The organism is Streptomyces sp. NPDC102514, from assembly GCF_055584525.1.
The window spans coordinates 105923-120485 of record NZ_JBVJLW010000001.1; the positions used below are offsets into that span (position 1 = coordinate 105923).

Annotated in this window: 12 protein-coding genes; 5 read left to right on the forward strand and 7 right to left on the reverse strand. The window is 71.4% G+C overall.

The genetic code is table 11. From position 1 onward, the window contains the following. Positions 1-5: 5 nt before the first annotated feature. The 3 genes from ACZ60E_RS00490 to ACZ60E_RS00500 form a co-directional block, all read right to left on the reverse strand. Positions 6-1856 carry a hypothetical protein gene (locus ACZ60E_RS00490; RefSeq protein ID WP_469436520.1) on the reverse strand — a complete coding sequence of 617 codons (1851 nt, stop codon included), beginning with the start codon at positions 1854-1856 and terminating at the stop codon, positions 6-8. 167 nt (positions 1857-2023) lie between these two features. Continuing rightward, positions 2024-2233: a heavy-metal-associated domain-containing protein gene (locus tag ACZ60E_RS00495; RefSeq protein WP_453792168.1), complete on the reverse strand. Its 210-nt coding sequence runs from the start codon at positions 2231-2233 to the stop codon at positions 2024-2026. 129 nt (positions 2234-2362) lie between these two features. Continuing rightward, positions 2363-4033 (reverse strand): acyl-CoA dehydrogenase family protein, encoded by a 1671-nt coding sequence (locus ACZ60E_RS00500; RefSeq protein WP_469436522.1) that lies wholly within the window; start codon positions 4031-4033, stop codon positions 2363-2365. 104 nt (positions 4034-4137) lie between these two features. On the opposite strand from ACZ60E_RS00500, the gene ACZ60E_RS00505 reads away from it, so the two are divergent. Continuing rightward, the gene (locus ACZ60E_RS00505) at positions 4138-4875 is read left to right on the forward strand and encodes a PaaX family transcriptional regulator C-terminal domain-containing protein (protein WP_469436525.1); all 738 of its coding nucleotides are present in this window, start codon (positions 4138-4140) and stop codon (positions 4873-4875) included. Positions 4876-4957: 82 nt separating this feature from the next. Here ACZ60E_RS00505 and ACZ60E_RS00510 read toward each other — a convergent pair whose 3' ends face one another. Beyond that, entirely contained in the window at positions 4958-5302 is a 345-nt protein-coding gene (locus ACZ60E_RS00510; RefSeq protein ID WP_469436527.1) for an ANTAR domain-containing protein, read from the reverse strand. Beyond that, the gene (locus ACZ60E_RS00515; protein ID WP_469436529.1) at positions 5292-5516 is read right to left on the reverse strand and encodes a hypothetical protein; all 225 of its coding nucleotides are present in this window, start codon (positions 5514-5516) and stop codon (positions 5292-5294) included. Before ACZ60E_RS00515 ends, ACZ60E_RS00510 begins: the two co-directional genes overlap by 11 nt. A 133-nt stretch (positions 5517-5649) precedes the next feature. Between ACZ60E_RS00515 and ACZ60E_RS00520 the strand changes: the two genes are divergently transcribed. The 3 genes from ACZ60E_RS00520 (at position 5650) to ACZ60E_RS00530 (ending at position 8102) form a co-directional block, all read left to right on the forward strand. Further along, positions 5650-6021 (forward strand): helix-turn-helix transcriptional regulator, encoded by a 372-nt coding sequence (locus ACZ60E_RS00520; RefSeq protein ID WP_469436532.1) that lies wholly within the window; start codon positions 5650-5652, stop codon positions 6019-6021. A 185-nt stretch (positions 6022-6206) separates the two neighbouring features. Then, on the forward strand, positions 6207-6380 hold the full coding sequence (locus tag ACZ60E_RS00525) for a hypothetical protein (RefSeq protein WP_384802987.1): 174 nt from the start codon (positions 6207-6209) through the stop codon (positions 6378-6380). 183 nt (positions 6381-6563) lie between these two features. Further along, on the forward strand, positions 6564-8102 hold the full coding sequence (locus ACZ60E_RS00530) for an MFS transporter (RefSeq protein ID WP_384802984.1): 1539 nt from the start codon (positions 6564-6566) through the stop codon (positions 8100-8102). 54 nt (positions 8103-8156) lie between these two features. On the opposite strand, the gene ACZ60E_RS00535 is transcribed toward ACZ60E_RS00530, so the two are convergent. After that, complete coding sequence (locus ACZ60E_RS00535) at positions 8157-10958, reverse strand: SpoIIE family protein phosphatase (protein ID WP_469436537.1); 2802 nt, start codon at positions 10956-10958, stop codon at positions 8157-8159. Positions 10959-11063: 105 nt separating this feature from the next. Then, positions 11064-11300 (reverse strand): DUF6296 family protein, encoded by a 237-nt coding sequence (locus ACZ60E_RS00540; RefSeq protein ID WP_385833645.1) that lies wholly within the window; start codon positions 11298-11300, stop codon positions 11064-11066. Between the two features lie 733 nt (positions 11301-12033). On the opposite strand from ACZ60E_RS00540, the gene ACZ60E_RS00545 reads away from it, so the two are divergent. Further along, positions 12034-14136, forward strand: coding sequence for a DUF1996 domain-containing protein (locus ACZ60E_RS00545; RefSeq protein WP_469438278.1), 2103 nt, complete (start codon positions 12034-12036; stop codon positions 14134-14136). Positions 14137-14563: the final 427 nt, after the last annotated feature.

The window sequence follows — 14563 nt, forward strand, 5'->3', positions numbered from 1 at the left end:
GGTGGCTAGGCGCCGGTGCGCGGCGGTGTGCCGTTCGCCGCAGCGGTGGTGTTGCTGTGCGCGGTCGCGTGGCCGTGCCGGCCCGTGGCGACGGCGCCGCCGGACATCTCCTGGACGAAGACGCTTCCGCCACTGAGCTGGTAGACGTGCTGCTCGAACTGGTCGGTGCGGTAGCCGTGGGACTGCAGCGCCTCGCGCATGCCGTTCACGATGCGTTCCTGGACCGTCTTGATGTACCGGGTGACGTCCATCTCCTGATACGGCGAAAGGCCGTTCGTGCTGGCCAGTTGGCGCAGCGAGACACGCGGCACGTCGGGGTCCGTCTCCCGGTCGGACCAACCGGTGCCGATCTCCCTGGTGAGGGTCCGCAGCGCGCCGAGAGCGGTGCTCACACCGGTCGCGGGCCCGTGTCCGAGGGCGCGTACGGCACCGGCCGCCCAGGTCTCGGGCAGCCGGTCCACGAGGGTGTCCACGCTCCTGAAGTCCTTGCGGACCGGCCCGAGCACGTACGGGACGACCTCCATAACGAGCATGCCGCCCTGGGTGTGCACCCGGACCAGGACGGTCACCACGACCTGCTCGTGCCAGGCGCCGATGCGGACGCGGAGGAAGACGCGCCGCCCCTCGCCGCCCTCGTCCACGGCCTCCGCGAGATGGGCGGCGACCTGGGCGGGGTCGTAGACGGTCCGGCCGTCACCGTCGCGCTGTCCGTCCGCCTGTACGGCGTGCACGTCGTCGCTGCCGCCGAGGCGCAGCAGTTCGTCGCGGCCGACACCGCCCGGCACATAGACGAAGCGGTCGACCTCCAGCTCGCGCAGCCGGTCCTTCCCGGTGAGCGCGGCGGCCTCGCGCAGCCGCACCAGCTGCGGCTCGATCATGGCGAGCGCGCCCTCGGCGGTGAGCGGGCCGTGGTTCTGGTGCGGAATGAGCGGGCCGTCGGGGGAGGGGGAGCCGGTGTCCGGTGCGTCGGACCCGTTCGGCGGAGCGGAGCGCTTGCGCAGTTCCATCGCGAAGGACCAGTCCTGGCGGCGCGCGCCCATCCCGACGAAGGGACTGTCCGGCTCGTACAGGGTCAGTGCGGCCGTCTGCTCGCGGCGGATGCTGCCGACCAGGTCCTCGTACAACGGGCCCGCGGGCAGCTCCGGTTGAGGCGTCGTCCGGAAGGTCCAGCGGGACAGCCAGCGGCACAGGGCCCTGCGCTGGGTGGTCTCGTGCCACCAGGCGATCAGGGCGATGAGCAGCGGGAAGAGCAGCGGGTAGGGCGTCTGTACGTCACCGTCCAGGACCCCGGCCACGAACCAGCACCAGTAGAAGGCGGCGAACAGCGCGGCGCACAGGGTCACCGCGACGCCGAACCCGGCGGCGGCCTTCGCCACCGGAGCGGGGAGGCCCGCCTGGCGGCCGTCGGCGCCCTGCGCGCGCACGGAGTGGGCGAACCAGAGGCCGAGGGCGACGAGTGCGTAGAACTGCGACCACGGCATGGGCATTCCGGCGGTCAGCCTGTCGTCGCCCGCGTAGAACGCGGTGAACACGTCACCGATGCCGACCTCGGCCCCGATGCCCCAGCGGTCGGAGACGCTGTCCCAGAACATCACCACGTCGGACAGCAGGAAACCCAGCCAGGCGGCCAGCATCAGCCCCGCGGTACGGGACTCCTGCCGTGTGATCCGCACGGCGTGCGCCAGCACGGGAAGCACGTCGACCCCCAGCGGCGGGGCCACGGGACGCTCCTGGTGGACCACCAGTTCGTCGATGACCCGCCGTCGGAAGGCGGCGTCCTGATACGTGCCGGCGCACAGCAGCCGGGTCGCCTCCGTGCGGTCGTACGGATGTTCCGGGAGGCTCACTCCGGCCACGTCGCTCCTCTGTCCCTGACGCGCCCTGATGTGCGGGCGCATGCGCAGGGAAGGGAAGTTAGTGGACGCGGAGCCCGGCTCGTGCGGTCCGTCCGGATGTGCCCTTCGTTAGGATGAAAGGCATCTTTTCGGCTGGACAGGGCGCGCCGGGCGTGCGGCAGGCAGGGTCAGAGCACGGCGGCGACCTCGAAGCCGGCTCCCGCGATGGCCGCGCAGACCTTCGAGCCGTCGAACGCCTCACCCGTCACGGTCACCGACCCGGTGTCGAGGTCGACGTGCACGCCGTTCACCCCGAGTACTCCGCCGACCTCGGACCCGAGCTTGTCGGCGCAGCGGCCGCAGGTCATCCCCATGACGTGGTAACGCTGTTCGGTCATCGATCCCTCGTCTCTTCCCGGTGTGCACGCACCTGCCGCCCCTGCTGTGGGAGCGGTTCCGGGAAGTCATACGCGCCCGCCGACAGGGGCGTTCAGCATGATCCCCGCCCGGCGCCGGCGTGCTCGCGCCTAACCCAGTGCGGCGGTGTCGGGCAGGGCACGGTCGAGGATCGCGGTCAGGTCCGAACCGGTGGGAAGGGTGCCGAAGGAGTGTCCCCAGTCGCCGCCGAGCCGGGTCGCGCAGAAGGCGTCGGCGACCGCTGCCGGTGCGTGCCGGACCAGGAGGGAGCCCTGCAGTGCCAGCGCCATCAGCTCCACCAGCCGGCGGGCGCCCGTCTCGGGGTCGCGCAGGTCGCGCAGTCGGTCCTTGAGCCGGACGACGGCCGCGTCCAGCCGGGCGTCGGCGCCGCGTGCCAGGGCCAGCTCCGCGAACAGCGCCTCGCCGGTCTCGGGCGCCCGGCCGAGGGCCCGCAGCACATCGAGGGCGTTGACGTTCCCCGACCCCTCCCAGATGGAGAGCAGCGGGGCCTCGCGGTAGTGGCGGGGCATGCCCGACTCCTCCACATAGCCGTTGCCGCCCAGGCACTCCAGCGCCTCGGCCGTGAACGCCGGGCCGCGCTTGGTCACCCAGTACTTGCCGACGGCGGTCGCGATCCGGCGGAAGGCCGCCTCCTGGGCGTCGCCGCGGATCGCCCGGTCGGCGGCGCCGGCGAGCCGCAGTGTGAGTGTCGTGGCGGCCTCCGACTCCAGCGCGAGGTCGGCCAGTACGTTGCGCATGAGCGGCTGGTCGATCAGCGGCGCACCGAACGCACTCCGGTGCCTGGTGTGGTGGCCGGCCTCCACGAGGGTCTTGCGCATCAGCGTCGCGCTCATCATCACGCAGTCGAGCCGGGTGCAGTTGACCATCTCGATGATCGTCTTGACGCCCTGCCCCTCGGGGCCGACGAGCCAGGCGACGGTGTTGTCGAACTCCGGTTCCGAGGACGCGTTCGAGCGGTTGCCCAGCTTGTCCTTGAGCCGCTGGATGCGGAAGGTGTTGCGGCTGCCGTCGGGCAGGATCCGCGGCACGAGGAAACAGGACAGACCGCCCGGTGCCTGGGCGAGGACCAGGAACACGTCGCACATCGGGGCGGACGTGAACCACTTGTGGCCGCGCAGGGTGTGGACACCGGGCTCCGCGGTCGGCGTGGCGGCCGTCGTATTGGTGCGGACGTCCGAGCCGCCCTGCTTCTCGGTCATGCCCATGCCCGCCAGCAGTCCGCGCTTCTCCGCCGGGACACGCAGCCCCGGTTCGTAGACGCGGCTCACCAGCAGGGGCTCGTACACCGCGGCCAGTTCGGGCTGTTTGCGCAGGGCGGGTACGGCCGCGTAGGTCATCGAGGTGGGGCAGCCGTGTCCCGCGTCGGTGTGCCCCCATGCCAGTCCGCCGGCCGTGCGGACCACATGGGCGCCGGGCCGGTCGTCGGCCCAGGGCGCGGCGGCCAGTCCCTCGGCCACCGCGGTGCCCAGCAGCCGGTGCCAGGCGGGATGGAACTCGACCTCGTCGATCCGGTTGCCGAAACGGTCGTGCGTACGCAGTTCCGGCTCATGGCGGTCGGCCGACTCGCCCCACTCCTGGGCCTCCTCGCCGCCCGCCATACGGCCCAGCCTGCGGATGTCCTCCTCGGCCCAGCCCGCACCCTCGCGGCGGAGCCCTTCCAGCAGGGCCGCGTCGTCGGCCGCGTCGTACGGAGCCAGCGAGGGGGCCTGGTTGGTGACGTCGTGCGTGGCGGACTGTTCCGGCGCGAGTATCGGGACCATGTTCGCAGTGTTGCACTATGTCTGCGGTCGCAGCAATGGTGTAACACCCTCGCTGCCCGGCCGCCGTCGCGACCAGGTTCACCCCACCGGGCACAATGCCGTCCATGCGGATGAACGAGCCCCGGTCACCGGCCGACCCCGGACTGCGCCCGCTGTCCGCACGATCGGTCGTCCTGAGCCTCCTGCTGGGCGTCCACCCTCCCGAGCTTCCGGTGCGGGACCTGATCCGCAGCGTGGAGCCCTTCGGTATCGCGGACTCCACACTGCGGGCCGCCCTCAGCCGGATGGTGACGGCGGGCGACCTGCGGCGCGCCGACGGCGTCTACCGGCTCAGCGAACGGCTGCTGGAACGGCAGCGCCGCCAGGACGAGGCCGTGCACCCCAGGACCCGGGACTGGGACGGTACGTGGGAGACGGTCGTCGTCACCGCCACCGGCCGTGGTCCGGCCGAACGGGCCGAACTGCGCGCCGAGTTGTCCGGCCTGCGCCTGGCGGAACTGCGGGAGGGGGTGTGGCTGCGGCCGGCCAACCTCCGGCGGGCGTGGCCCGAAAGCCTGACCGACCTCACCGAGCGGTTCACCGCCCGGCCGGAGCGGCCTTCGCTCACGCTGGCCGCGAGTCTCTGGCCGCTCGACGGCTGGGCCGACACCGCCGACTCCCTGCTGGCGCACGTGGCCCGTACCGCAGCCCCGGCCGACCGGTTCGCCGCGTTCGCCGCCGTCGTACGGCATCTGGTCACCGACCCCGTACTGCCCGGCGAACTCCTCCCGGCGAACTGGCCGGCCCCCGCCCTGCGCGCGGTCTACACCGACTACCGCGCGGAGGTGCTGGCGGCGCTGTGAGGCGACGGGGCACGTGGCCGTTCACCGGGTGAGGTGCCTGCCGGAGCGTCTGGCTCGACGTCCGCCGGGACGTCTCCCGCGTTCACGGCTCCGATTCCCGGGACGCCGAGCGGCGTGCGGCGAGTTCGGCGACCGCCGCGGACAACTGCTGCCGCAGGGCCTCGGGCAGTGGCTCGCCCGTGACGGCGGCCACCGTGCCCTCGGCGAGGTGGAACAGCTTGATGTTGGCGTTCTGGGAGACCGTGACGAGTACGCTCCACGCCTCCTCGGGATCCAGCCCGAAGGACGCCATCAGGATCCCGCGGGCCAGGTCGATGACCGGCCGTGTCCGCATGGCCCGTCTCAGCTGGAGAACCTCGACGCGCAGACTCTGCTCGGCGTCGGTGGCGTCGATGATGTCGACGGTCTCCGTGGCGTCACCGGACAACGAACTCTCCTCCCGTGTGCTGTGCTTCGTGCCACAGCGCCGGGCAGGCGTCCCTGTCGATCTCGCCGGCCGCCACGCCGGCCGTCCGCTCACCCGCGCGGTGCGTCTCGCTCTTCACGGGTGTGGGGGTGTGCTCGCGCGCGTGGCCGGACGGTCCTCCGTGGGAGGCCGTGTACGAACCGCCGACCTGGGCATGAAGCGTTGGTTCCGACATGGCAGCCGCTCCCGGGGCATCCACCGTCACTATCTCCTCCAGATTCCGCCCCCAAACCTTCACACGTCAAGTGATGCATGAAAATTCTTTCACCCTTTGGTTTGCGTGAATGGCAGGTCGTATGCTGGCGGCCATGGGTGAAGTACCTGAGACACATATCGGCTGGACGTTCCTCACCAACCACGCCCGGGTGCTGGCCGCGATCGCCGAGAACCAGAGCACCCGCATCCGGGACATCGCGGCGCGCTGCCGGCTGACCGAGCGTGCCGTCCAGAAGATCATTTCCGATCTGGAGCAGGGTGGCTATCTCACCCACACCCGGCAGGGGCGCAGCAACGAATACCGCATCGAGCCGGGGACGATCCTGCGCCACCCGGCCGACGCCGGCCTGTCGGTCGCGGACCTGCTGTCGCTGCTGGACCAGCACGACGCCGAGCGCGACGCGAGACCCCCGTCGCTGCCGGCGGACCCGGCCCACGAGCAGGACCCCCGAACCGGCCACTGACGCCGGTTCCACCCGTACGGGGGACCGGCGGGCGCGGCGGGGACGCGACCCGGACACCGCCCGGACGCGGCCGGGTTTCCGGGTACCGCTGCTGGGGACCCGGCACCGGTGGACGACAAACGGCAGCAACATGACGCAGACCCGGCCCTCAGGGGGACCGGGGTGCGGAAGGAATGTGAGGGGTCGTGACCGCGTACGGCAGCACACAGGACATCGTCCGTCGCCCGGAGACCGGGTGGGCGCAGGCCCGCCGCCGCCGGGTGGGAGGCGTGCGCTTCTGCCTTCCGGCGACAGCGGACAGGGACACCCGCCGCACTTCCGCGGAGCCGGAGGGGAACATCGTCAGGGGCGAGGACTGAGCGGGGCGAGTGCCGGACCCAGCGGGGCAGGGCACCACGCACCACCTGAGAGCCCGCGTTCCGGCGGCCGTCCCGGGCGCCGCCCGGGGGCCTGGTGATCGACTGGTGAGGTCGGGAGCCCGGGGCTAACGTCGGTACAGCGGTCGTCCGGAACCGGACATCGCCAGAACACAGGCCGATCCCATGACGGGCTCACACGCGACACCTTCCGACACTGCCAAGTCCCCGGAGCGGGGCCACGGCAGCGGAATCGCACTCCTCGTCATCGCCTCGTGCCAGTTGATGGTGGTCCTCGACATCACCATCGTGAACATCGCCCTCCCGCACATCCAGAGTTCGCTCGGCTTCTCGACCGAGAACCTGTCGTGGGTGGTGAACGCCTACACGCTGACGTTCGGCGGGCTGCTCCTGCTCGGCGGCCGGCTCGGCGACATCCTCGGCCGCCGCAGGGTCTTCGTCTTCGGCGTACTGCTCTTCGTGCTCGCCTCCCTGCTCGGCGGACTGTCCCAGGAGTCCTGGCAGTTGCTCGCGGCACGCTCCCTGCAGGGCGTCGGCGGCGCCATCGCCTCCCCGACGGCCCTCTCGCTGATCACCACCACGTTCCGCGAAGGCCCCGAGCGCAACAGGGCGTTCGGAGTGTTCGCCGCGGTCTCGGCCGGCGGCAGCGCGATCGGCCTGCTCGCGGGCGGCCTGCTCGTGGAGTGGCTGGACTGGCGTTGGGTCCTGTTCGTCAACATCCCCATCGGCCTGCTCATCGCGCTCGCGACGCCCCGCTACATCCGGGAGTCCGAACGGATGCCGGGCCACTTCGACGTCCTCGGCGCGCTCACCTCCACCGTGGGCATGGTGCTGCTCGTCTACGGCTTCATCCGCGCCTCGGAGGAGGGCTGGAGCGACGGCCTGACCGTGGGGGCCTTCGTCGCGGCCGTGGTGTTCCTCGCCGCGTTCATCTTCGTCGAGAGCCGGTCCAGGCAGCCCATCACGCCGCTGTGGATGTTCCGCGACCGCAACCGCGCCGGTGTCTACGCGATCATGCTGAGCCTGGCCGCGGCGATGTTCGGCATGTTCTTCTTCCTGACGCTCTTCGTGCAGAACGTCCTCGGCTTCAGCCCGCTGCGGGCCGGCCTCGCCTTCCTGCCGGTCAGCGCCGTCATCGCGGTGGGCGCCGCGATCGCCTCGCAGCTGCTGCCCAGATGGGGTCCCAAGCCGTTCATGACCGTGGGCTCCGTCCTGTCGGCCGTCGGCCTCGCCTGGCTGACCCTGACCGAGGTCGACAGCACCTACGCGGGCAGCATCCTCGGGCCCATGCTGGTCTTCGGCTTCGGCATGGGGCTGAACTTCGTGTCGCTGACGCTCATGGCGGTGTCGGGCGTGGCGCCGCAGGAGGCCGGAGCGGCCTCCGGAATCCTCAACGCCACCCAGCAGGTGGGCGGTTCGCTCGGCCTGTCCGTCCTGGTCACTGTCTTCGGCACGGCCAGTCGCAACGAGGCCGCCGACCAGGTCCGCGCGTTCATGGCCCAGGCGACCCCCGCCCAGCGCCTGCGGTTCCGCAGGACCGGCGAACTCCCGTCGCCGTGGGGCGACCAGGTGCTGACGTCCGGCATCTCGCACGCCTTCGTCATCGCCGCGATCTTCGCCCTCTTCGCGGCCCTGGTCGCGCTGTTCGTCATCCAGGTACGCCCCGACGACCTGGCGCGCCTCCAGGGAAACGGCAAGCCGTGAGCGGTCGTTCGGCACACCGCTCGGTGGACGGTTCCGCACGGGAGAGGGCTCGTCTCAGGAGAGCGGCTGTTCCGTCCAGATGACCTTGCCCGCGGGGGTGTAGCGGGTGCCCCAGCGCTCGGTGAGCTGGGCGACGAGGAACAGGCCCCGGCCGCCCTCGTCCGTCGAGGCCGCGTACCGCAGATGCGGTGAGGTGTTGCTGCCGTCGAAGACCTCGCAGATCAGGCTGCGGTCGAGCAGCATACGGACCTCGATGGGGCCGTTGCCGTACCGGATCGCGTTGGTGACCAGTTCGCTGAGGATCAGCTCCGTCGTGAACGCCAGGTCGTCCAGGTCCCACTCCGTCAGCTGCCGGGTGACCGAGGCGCGTATCTCGCCGACGGCCGCCGGGTCGGACGGCACCCGCCACTCGGCGATGCGGTCGGCACCGAGCGCGCGGGTGCCCGCGACGATCAGCGCGATGTCGTCGCTGGGGCGGGGCGGCAGCAGGGCGTCCAGGACGGCCTGGCAGGTGTCCTCGGGGGAGCGTTCTGCCCCGGTCAGGGCGGTCCGCAGGAGTTCGAGACCGACGTCGATGTCCCGTTCCCGGTCCTCGACGAGCCCGTCCGTGTAGAGGACGAGCCTGCTGCCCTCCTCCAGTTTCAGTTCGGCCGTCTCGAAGGGGAGACCGCCGAGACCGAGCGGCGGCCCGGCGGGCACCTCGGGGAAGTCGACACTGCCGTCCGGGCGGACCACCGCGGGCGGCGGGTGGCCGGCCCGGGCCACGATGCACTGCCGGGTGGTCGGGTCGTAGACGGCGTACAGGCAGGTGGCACCGGTGATCGCGGCGCTGCCGTCCTCCGTCGCCTCGTCCTGGTCGATCCGGCCGACGAGTTCGTCGAGGAGCCCCAGCAGCTCGTCGGGCGGCAGATCGAGCGCGGAGAAGTTGTGCACCGCCGTGCGGAGCCGCCCCATGGTGGCCGCAGCGTGCAGGCCGTGGCCCACCACGTCGCCGACGACCAGCGCGACCCGGGCCCCCGACAGCGGCAGCACGTCGAACCAGTCGCCGCCCACCCCCGCCTGCGCGGGAAGGTAGCGGTAGGAGATGTCCAGGGCGCTCTGCTCGGGCAGATTGCGGGGCAGCAGGCTGCGCTGGAGGGTCTCGGCCATGGTGTGCTCGCGGGTGTAGCGGCGCGCGTTGTCGATGGAGACCGCGGCCCGCGCGACCAGCTCCTCGGCGAGGGCCAGCTCCTCCTCGTCGAACGGCTCGGGCTTCTCGGAGCGCCAGAAGTTCGCGACCCCCATCACCAGGTTCCCCGCCCGCAGGGGGACCGTGATCAGCGAGTGGATCCCGTACTCCACGATCTGCGCGGTGCGCTCCTGGTCCTGGGCGAGCCAGCCGTGCGCCTCCTTCAGCGCGGGCGCGACCACGGCCTCCCCGGTGCCGAGGCTCTGCGCCTGCGGGGTGGAGGCGATGAACCCGATCCGCTCGCCCACCGCGTACAGGGGAGCGTCCTTGCGGATACCGCTCAGCGCCGTACGGCGCAGTGAGGTGCCCGCGTCCGGTTCCTCGCCGCTCAGTACCGCCGCGGCCAGATCCACCGTGACGAAGTCCGCGAACCGTGGGACGGCGACCTCGGCCAGTTCCTCGGCGGTCCGGGTCACGTCCAGGGTCGTACCGATGCCCACCCCGGCGTCGTACAGGAGCTTGAGGTGTTCCCGGGCCACCTCGGCCCTGCCGGACAGGGCGCGCAGCTCGGTCGAGTCGCGGAGCGTGGCGACACTGCCCGCCGGGCCGCCCTTGAGGTCCGTGGGCCGCTGGTTGATGGCCAGCAGCCGGTCTCCGACCAGGCGCACCTCGTCGGTGACGACGTGTCCCGAGGCCAGCAGGGCGCCGGTGCCGGCGTCCAGGCCGAGTTCGAGGACATGGCGGCCCTCGGCGTCCTCCGGGAGGTCCAGCAGGCGGTGTGCCTCGTCGTTGGCGAGCAGCAGCGTGCCCTCGCCGCCGACGATGAGCACTCCCTCCCGGACGGCGTGCAGCACCGCGTCGTGGTGCTCGTACATCCGGGTCATCTCGAACGGTCCGAGGCCGTGGGTCTGGCGCAGCAGCCGTCTGCTCACCAGCGCCGTGCCGCCCAGGGCCAGTGCCAGGGCCGCCGCCGCGGCGGTCAGCAGCAGGGGCATCTGGCGGTCCCCGACCCCTCCCACGTTCTCGGTCGTGATGCCCGCCGAGACCAGGCCCACGACCGTGCCGTCGTCGGCCTTGATCGGCACCACGGCCTGCACCAGCGGCCCGAGGGTGCCGGTGATCTCCTCGGTGAAGGATGTGCCCGCCAGCGCGGGAGCGAGGGTTCCGACGAACTTCTTGCCGATCCGGTCCGGCTTGGGGTGGGTGTAGCGGATGCCGTCGGTGTTCATCACCACGACGAAGTCGACCTTGGACCCCACGCGGGCCGCCTCGGCGCGCGGCTGGAGCACGGCCGTGGGATCGGGGGCGCTCAGCGCCTCGCGGGTGCCCGGAGCGTTGGCGAACGTCTCGGCGACGGCCAGGGAGCGGTTCCGCGCCTCGGTCGTGCTGTCGTGGCGCACCTGCAGGACCAGGGCGCCGGCCGCGGCCACGACCAGCAGCAGCACGATCGCCACCTGCAGCAGGAAGACCTGGCTTGCGACGCTGCGTCCGCCCAGCCCCGACCGCGCGCCCGCGGATCCGGGCGGGTGCCCGGCGTCCTGCGCTCCCTGCCGACCGGCCGGCCGGTGGGGTACCTGTGGTGTCCGCCGCCCGTGTGTTCGGCCGGGGCGGTCACGCCTGCGTCGCGCGCGCAGGCCGCTGGGGCGGGAGGTCGACCGGGCCCAGGATCGACCCAAGAATCGGACCATATGCTCATGTCTACACTGCCGGGGGCCAGGAGGCGAGGGGCGCCCCTGGTGTGGCGCGTGAAGGTCCGGCCCAGGTGGCCCAGACCTCTGGCGCAAACGGGGCACTCAGGGCAGCGGCTCGGCGGAGGGTGCGAGCGGTGACTGATGGCCGCCGCTGGCGAGCATCCGCACCTCTCCCGTCCGGCTGATCTCGGCGCGCAGGATGCCGGTGGGGTCGCAGTAGACCGGGTTGCCGCCCGGCCCGAGGGAGGTGGTCCGTTCCACGACCACCTCGTCCGTGACGGCCTCGCCGCCCGATCGCCCATGGGTGAAGGTCAGCCGGTAGCGGTCCGGGGTTTGCATGACGGCCTCCGTGCACGCGCTAGCCGCAAATCGGGGTAAATGCGTCCACTTCCATCATGCGTCCGGACGCCGCCGACGGCAGAGTGCCCGCGACCCGGGCTGCTCGCCCCCGTTCGCAGGGGTGCGAGGAGCCGCGCGATCAGCCCCCGCCGGGCCGCAGGCGAAAGGCTTCGCCGAGCCGTTCCGCGTCGGGCGGCGATCGTGCTGCTCGGCATCGCCGTGTCGGACGACGGCCGCGCTGTTGCGCACCTGGCGGCACCGCCCACCCGCAGCGGCCCGTGAGCCTGCCCGATCGCACCCGTTCACACCCGTTCGACGGGCACGGCAGTGGGAGCGGGCGCAGACCCGGCCGTGCCAACAGGGGCGTACGCCGCGCAAGGTGATGGCATATTTCTTCCGTGGCCGACGGAAAAGCGGGCCACGAGCGGCGACTCGACCGGAGCAAACCGGTGGAAACGCCCTCAGTCGCGCCCTCGCGGAGCGCATCAGAATGCCCTTCCCCAACCAGACCGCAGGAAAACGTGATTGCCCGGACACGGGTCTCGCAAACGTCTGGTTCATGAGAGGTTTCTATGAATCCGAGATGTGTCTGAACACTCGGAGCTTCATCTCCGTATGAAGCGGGGGATTGCCATGCCCGTCGGCAACGAAGCGTAGGAGTAGATCCTTGGGACGCAACACGCGCAGACGCCCAACAGGCGCACGACGCGCGACCATCGGGGCGGTCGCGCTGATGCTGGGAGGAGGCGGACTGGTAGCGGCGAACGTCTACGCCACTGCCTCCGAGAGCACCTCGGGCCAGACCGACCAGGTCCTTGCCTCGGGTGCCGCCACGATCGACTGCCCGGATGTGGGCAGTGAGCTGGCCGCGGTGCCGGACGGGTCCAAGACGGAGGTCGACAAGCAACTCGCCCTCCTGGACAAGCAGATCGCCGAGGCCTATCAGCGGCTGCAGAGCTCCGCTGACGCGATCAAGCAGGATGCGGCCTTCGCGCAGAACTCGATCATGAATCCGCTCAAGGACAAGCGAGCGGCGACCATCGAGCGCATCGTGGCGGCCATCGACGCCGTGGGCGACCGCCCCGAAGGGCTGGACGCCTTCGCGCCCTGCATACTTCGCGCCTCCGGCAACCAGGACAAGCCGGAGAACGGCCAGGACGGCCAGGAGAACGGTGACGCTCAGGGCGACAACGCCGAGGACGGCGCGGGCCAGGACGGCCAGGACCAGAATCAGGGCGACGGCCAGGGCCAGGAGCAGGGCGGCGAGCAGGGGCAGGGCGAACAGCCTCCCGGCAACGGCGGCCAGGCCGGAAACGGCCCCGTGGCAGCCGACTTCGTGGACATCTCCACCGTCCAGCCGAACGTGTCGAAGCCGGCCGCCCAGGGCAACGCCTCCAAGGGCTCGTTCGTCACCAAGTGCGGTACGAACGAGAACGGGCTGTTCAACTCCGACAACGTGATCGTGGCTCCCGGTGTCAGCAACGGCGCCCACCACTTCCACGACTACGTCGGCAACCAGTCCAACGACGCCTTCGCGAGCGACGAGGACCTGGCGAACGCCGAGACGTCCTGCGAGGACCAGGGCGACAAGTCCTCGTACTTCTGGCCCGTGCTGCGTCTGCAGAACGGCGCCGACGAGAAGGACGCCGCCTCTCCGGGCGGTGGCATCGAGGGCAACGCCGGCGAGATCATCAAGCCCAAGGCGGCCACGATGTCGTTCGAGGGCAGCCCGCGCGGCGAGGTCACGGCCATGCCGAAGCTGCTCCGCATCATCACCGGCGACGCCAAGGCGTTCGTCAACGGCCCCACCAACGCCAACGCGTCGTGGAGCTGCACAGGCTTCGAGGACCGGCAGCTGAAGGACAAGTACCCCCTCTGCCCCCAGGGCAGTGACGTGGTCCGCACCTTCAGGTTCCAGAGCTGCTGGGACGGCCGGAACATCGACAGCGCCAACCACCGCACGCACGTGGCGTTCGCGGCCGCCGACGGCAGCTGCGCGAACGACTTCAAGGCCATTCCGCAGCTGGTGCAGCGCATCGTCTACGACGTCGACGCGCCGAGCGTGGCCGACGGCGGCAAGTCGAAGCCGTTCTTCGCGGTGGACTCCTTCCCCGAGCAGCTGCACAAGCCGGTCACCGACCACGGCGACTTCATCAACGTCTTCGACGAGGCGCTGATGAAGGACATGGTGGACTGCATCAACGAGGGCCGTAAGTGCGACGGCGCCGACGACGGCGGCAATGGTGGCGGCGGTAACGGCGGTGGCGGTGGCGGTGGCGGCGGTAATGGTGGTGGCGGTGGCGGCGAGGAGCCGACCGACCCGCCGGCGACCACTCCCGCCCCCGACCCGACCGAGGGCAACGAGCAGCCGGGCGACGACGAGCCCGGCAACGAGCAGCCCGGTACCGAGCAGCCTGGTACCGAGCAGCCCGGCGACGACGAGCCCGGGGACAACGGTCAGAGCGAGACCCCCGCGGACAACGGCGGCAAGAACACCGCCAAGCCCTCGGCCGGAAACACCGAGGCCGCGGGCGGCGCCGACAAGGGCAAGGACGACCAGGTCAAGGGCGACCAGGGCAAGGGGAACGCCGAGCCCAAGGCGGACACGTCACCGTCGGCGACCCAGAGCGAGGCCGCCGGCTCCACGGGCGGCGCGGACGCAGGCAGTGCCGTACCCGGCCCCGAACCCGAGGACGCGGGCGGCGTGGCCGCCCCGCAGACGGTGACGGGCGGACTCGCGGAAACCGGTACGAGCCTGTGGCCGGCGGCGGCCGGAGGACTGCTGGTGATCGCCGGCTTCGTGCTCCTGCGCCGGATCAGCAGCAGGTCGAGGTAGCGGCACTGCCGTACACACCTCACGGAGGGCGGTCGGACCTGCGCAGGCAGGCCCGGCCGCCCTTCCCGCATGCGGGCCGTGACCAGCAGGAGGCCCCGGCTGGACGGGGGAGACCAACCGGGGCCGTGTGCGGTGTCCGCGGAGGGCGGTCGCCTCTCGGCGAACGGCTCCATGGGGCTTCAGCCGAACGATCTTCCCCATGGGCTTTGGGTGAGGCCCGGGGACACTGTCCCCTCCGCGGCCACGTAGAGAAGAACGGCGGACCGCTCCCGCTTGTTCCGCGCCCGGAGCCGTGCGCTCCGTGAGCTGCGGCACAACGCGGTGACGAGTGACTGGATCAAGACCGTCCTGAAGGGCGCGGAAGCGTGGACTTCACGGGTTCGGGGAAGGGGCGGCGCTCGCCACGTATCGCGTCCGGCCGGAGAAC

Coding starts and splice junctions, on each gene's coding strand:
- ACZ60E_RS00515 (WP_469436529.1), bottom strand. CDS start 5,516: ATGTCGGAACCAACGCTTCATGCCCAGGTCGGCGGTTCGTACACGGCC.
- ACZ60E_RS00520 (WP_469436532.1), top strand. CDS start 5,650: ATGGGTGAAGTACCTGAGACACATATCGGCTGGACGTTCCTCACCAAC.
- ACZ60E_RS00535 (WP_469436537.1), bottom strand. CDS start 10,958: ATGGTCCGATTCTTGGGTCGATCCTGGGCCCGGTCGACCTCCCGCCCC.
- ACZ60E_RS00545 (WP_469438278.1), top strand. CDS start 12,034: ATGCTGGGAGGAGGCGGACTGGTAGCGGCGAACGTCTACGCCACTGCC.
- ACZ60E_RS00500 (WP_469436522.1), bottom strand. CDS start 4,033: ATGGTCCCGATACTCGCGCCGGAACAGTCCGCCACGCACGACGTCACC.
- ACZ60E_RS00530 (WP_384802984.1), top strand. CDS start 6,564: ATGACGGGCTCACACGCGACACCTTCCGACACTGCCAAGTCCCCGGAG.
- ACZ60E_RS00495 (WP_453792168.1), bottom strand. CDS start 2,233: ATGACCGAACAGCGTTACCACGTCATGGGGATGACCTGCGGCCGCTGC.
- ACZ60E_RS00505 (WP_469436525.1), top strand. CDS start 4,138: ATGCGGATGAACGAGCCCCGGTCACCGGCCGACCCCGGACTGCGCCCG.
- ACZ60E_RS00540 (WP_385833645.1), bottom strand. CDS start 11,300: ATGCAAACCCCGGACCGCTACCGGCTGACCTTCACCCATGGGCGATCG.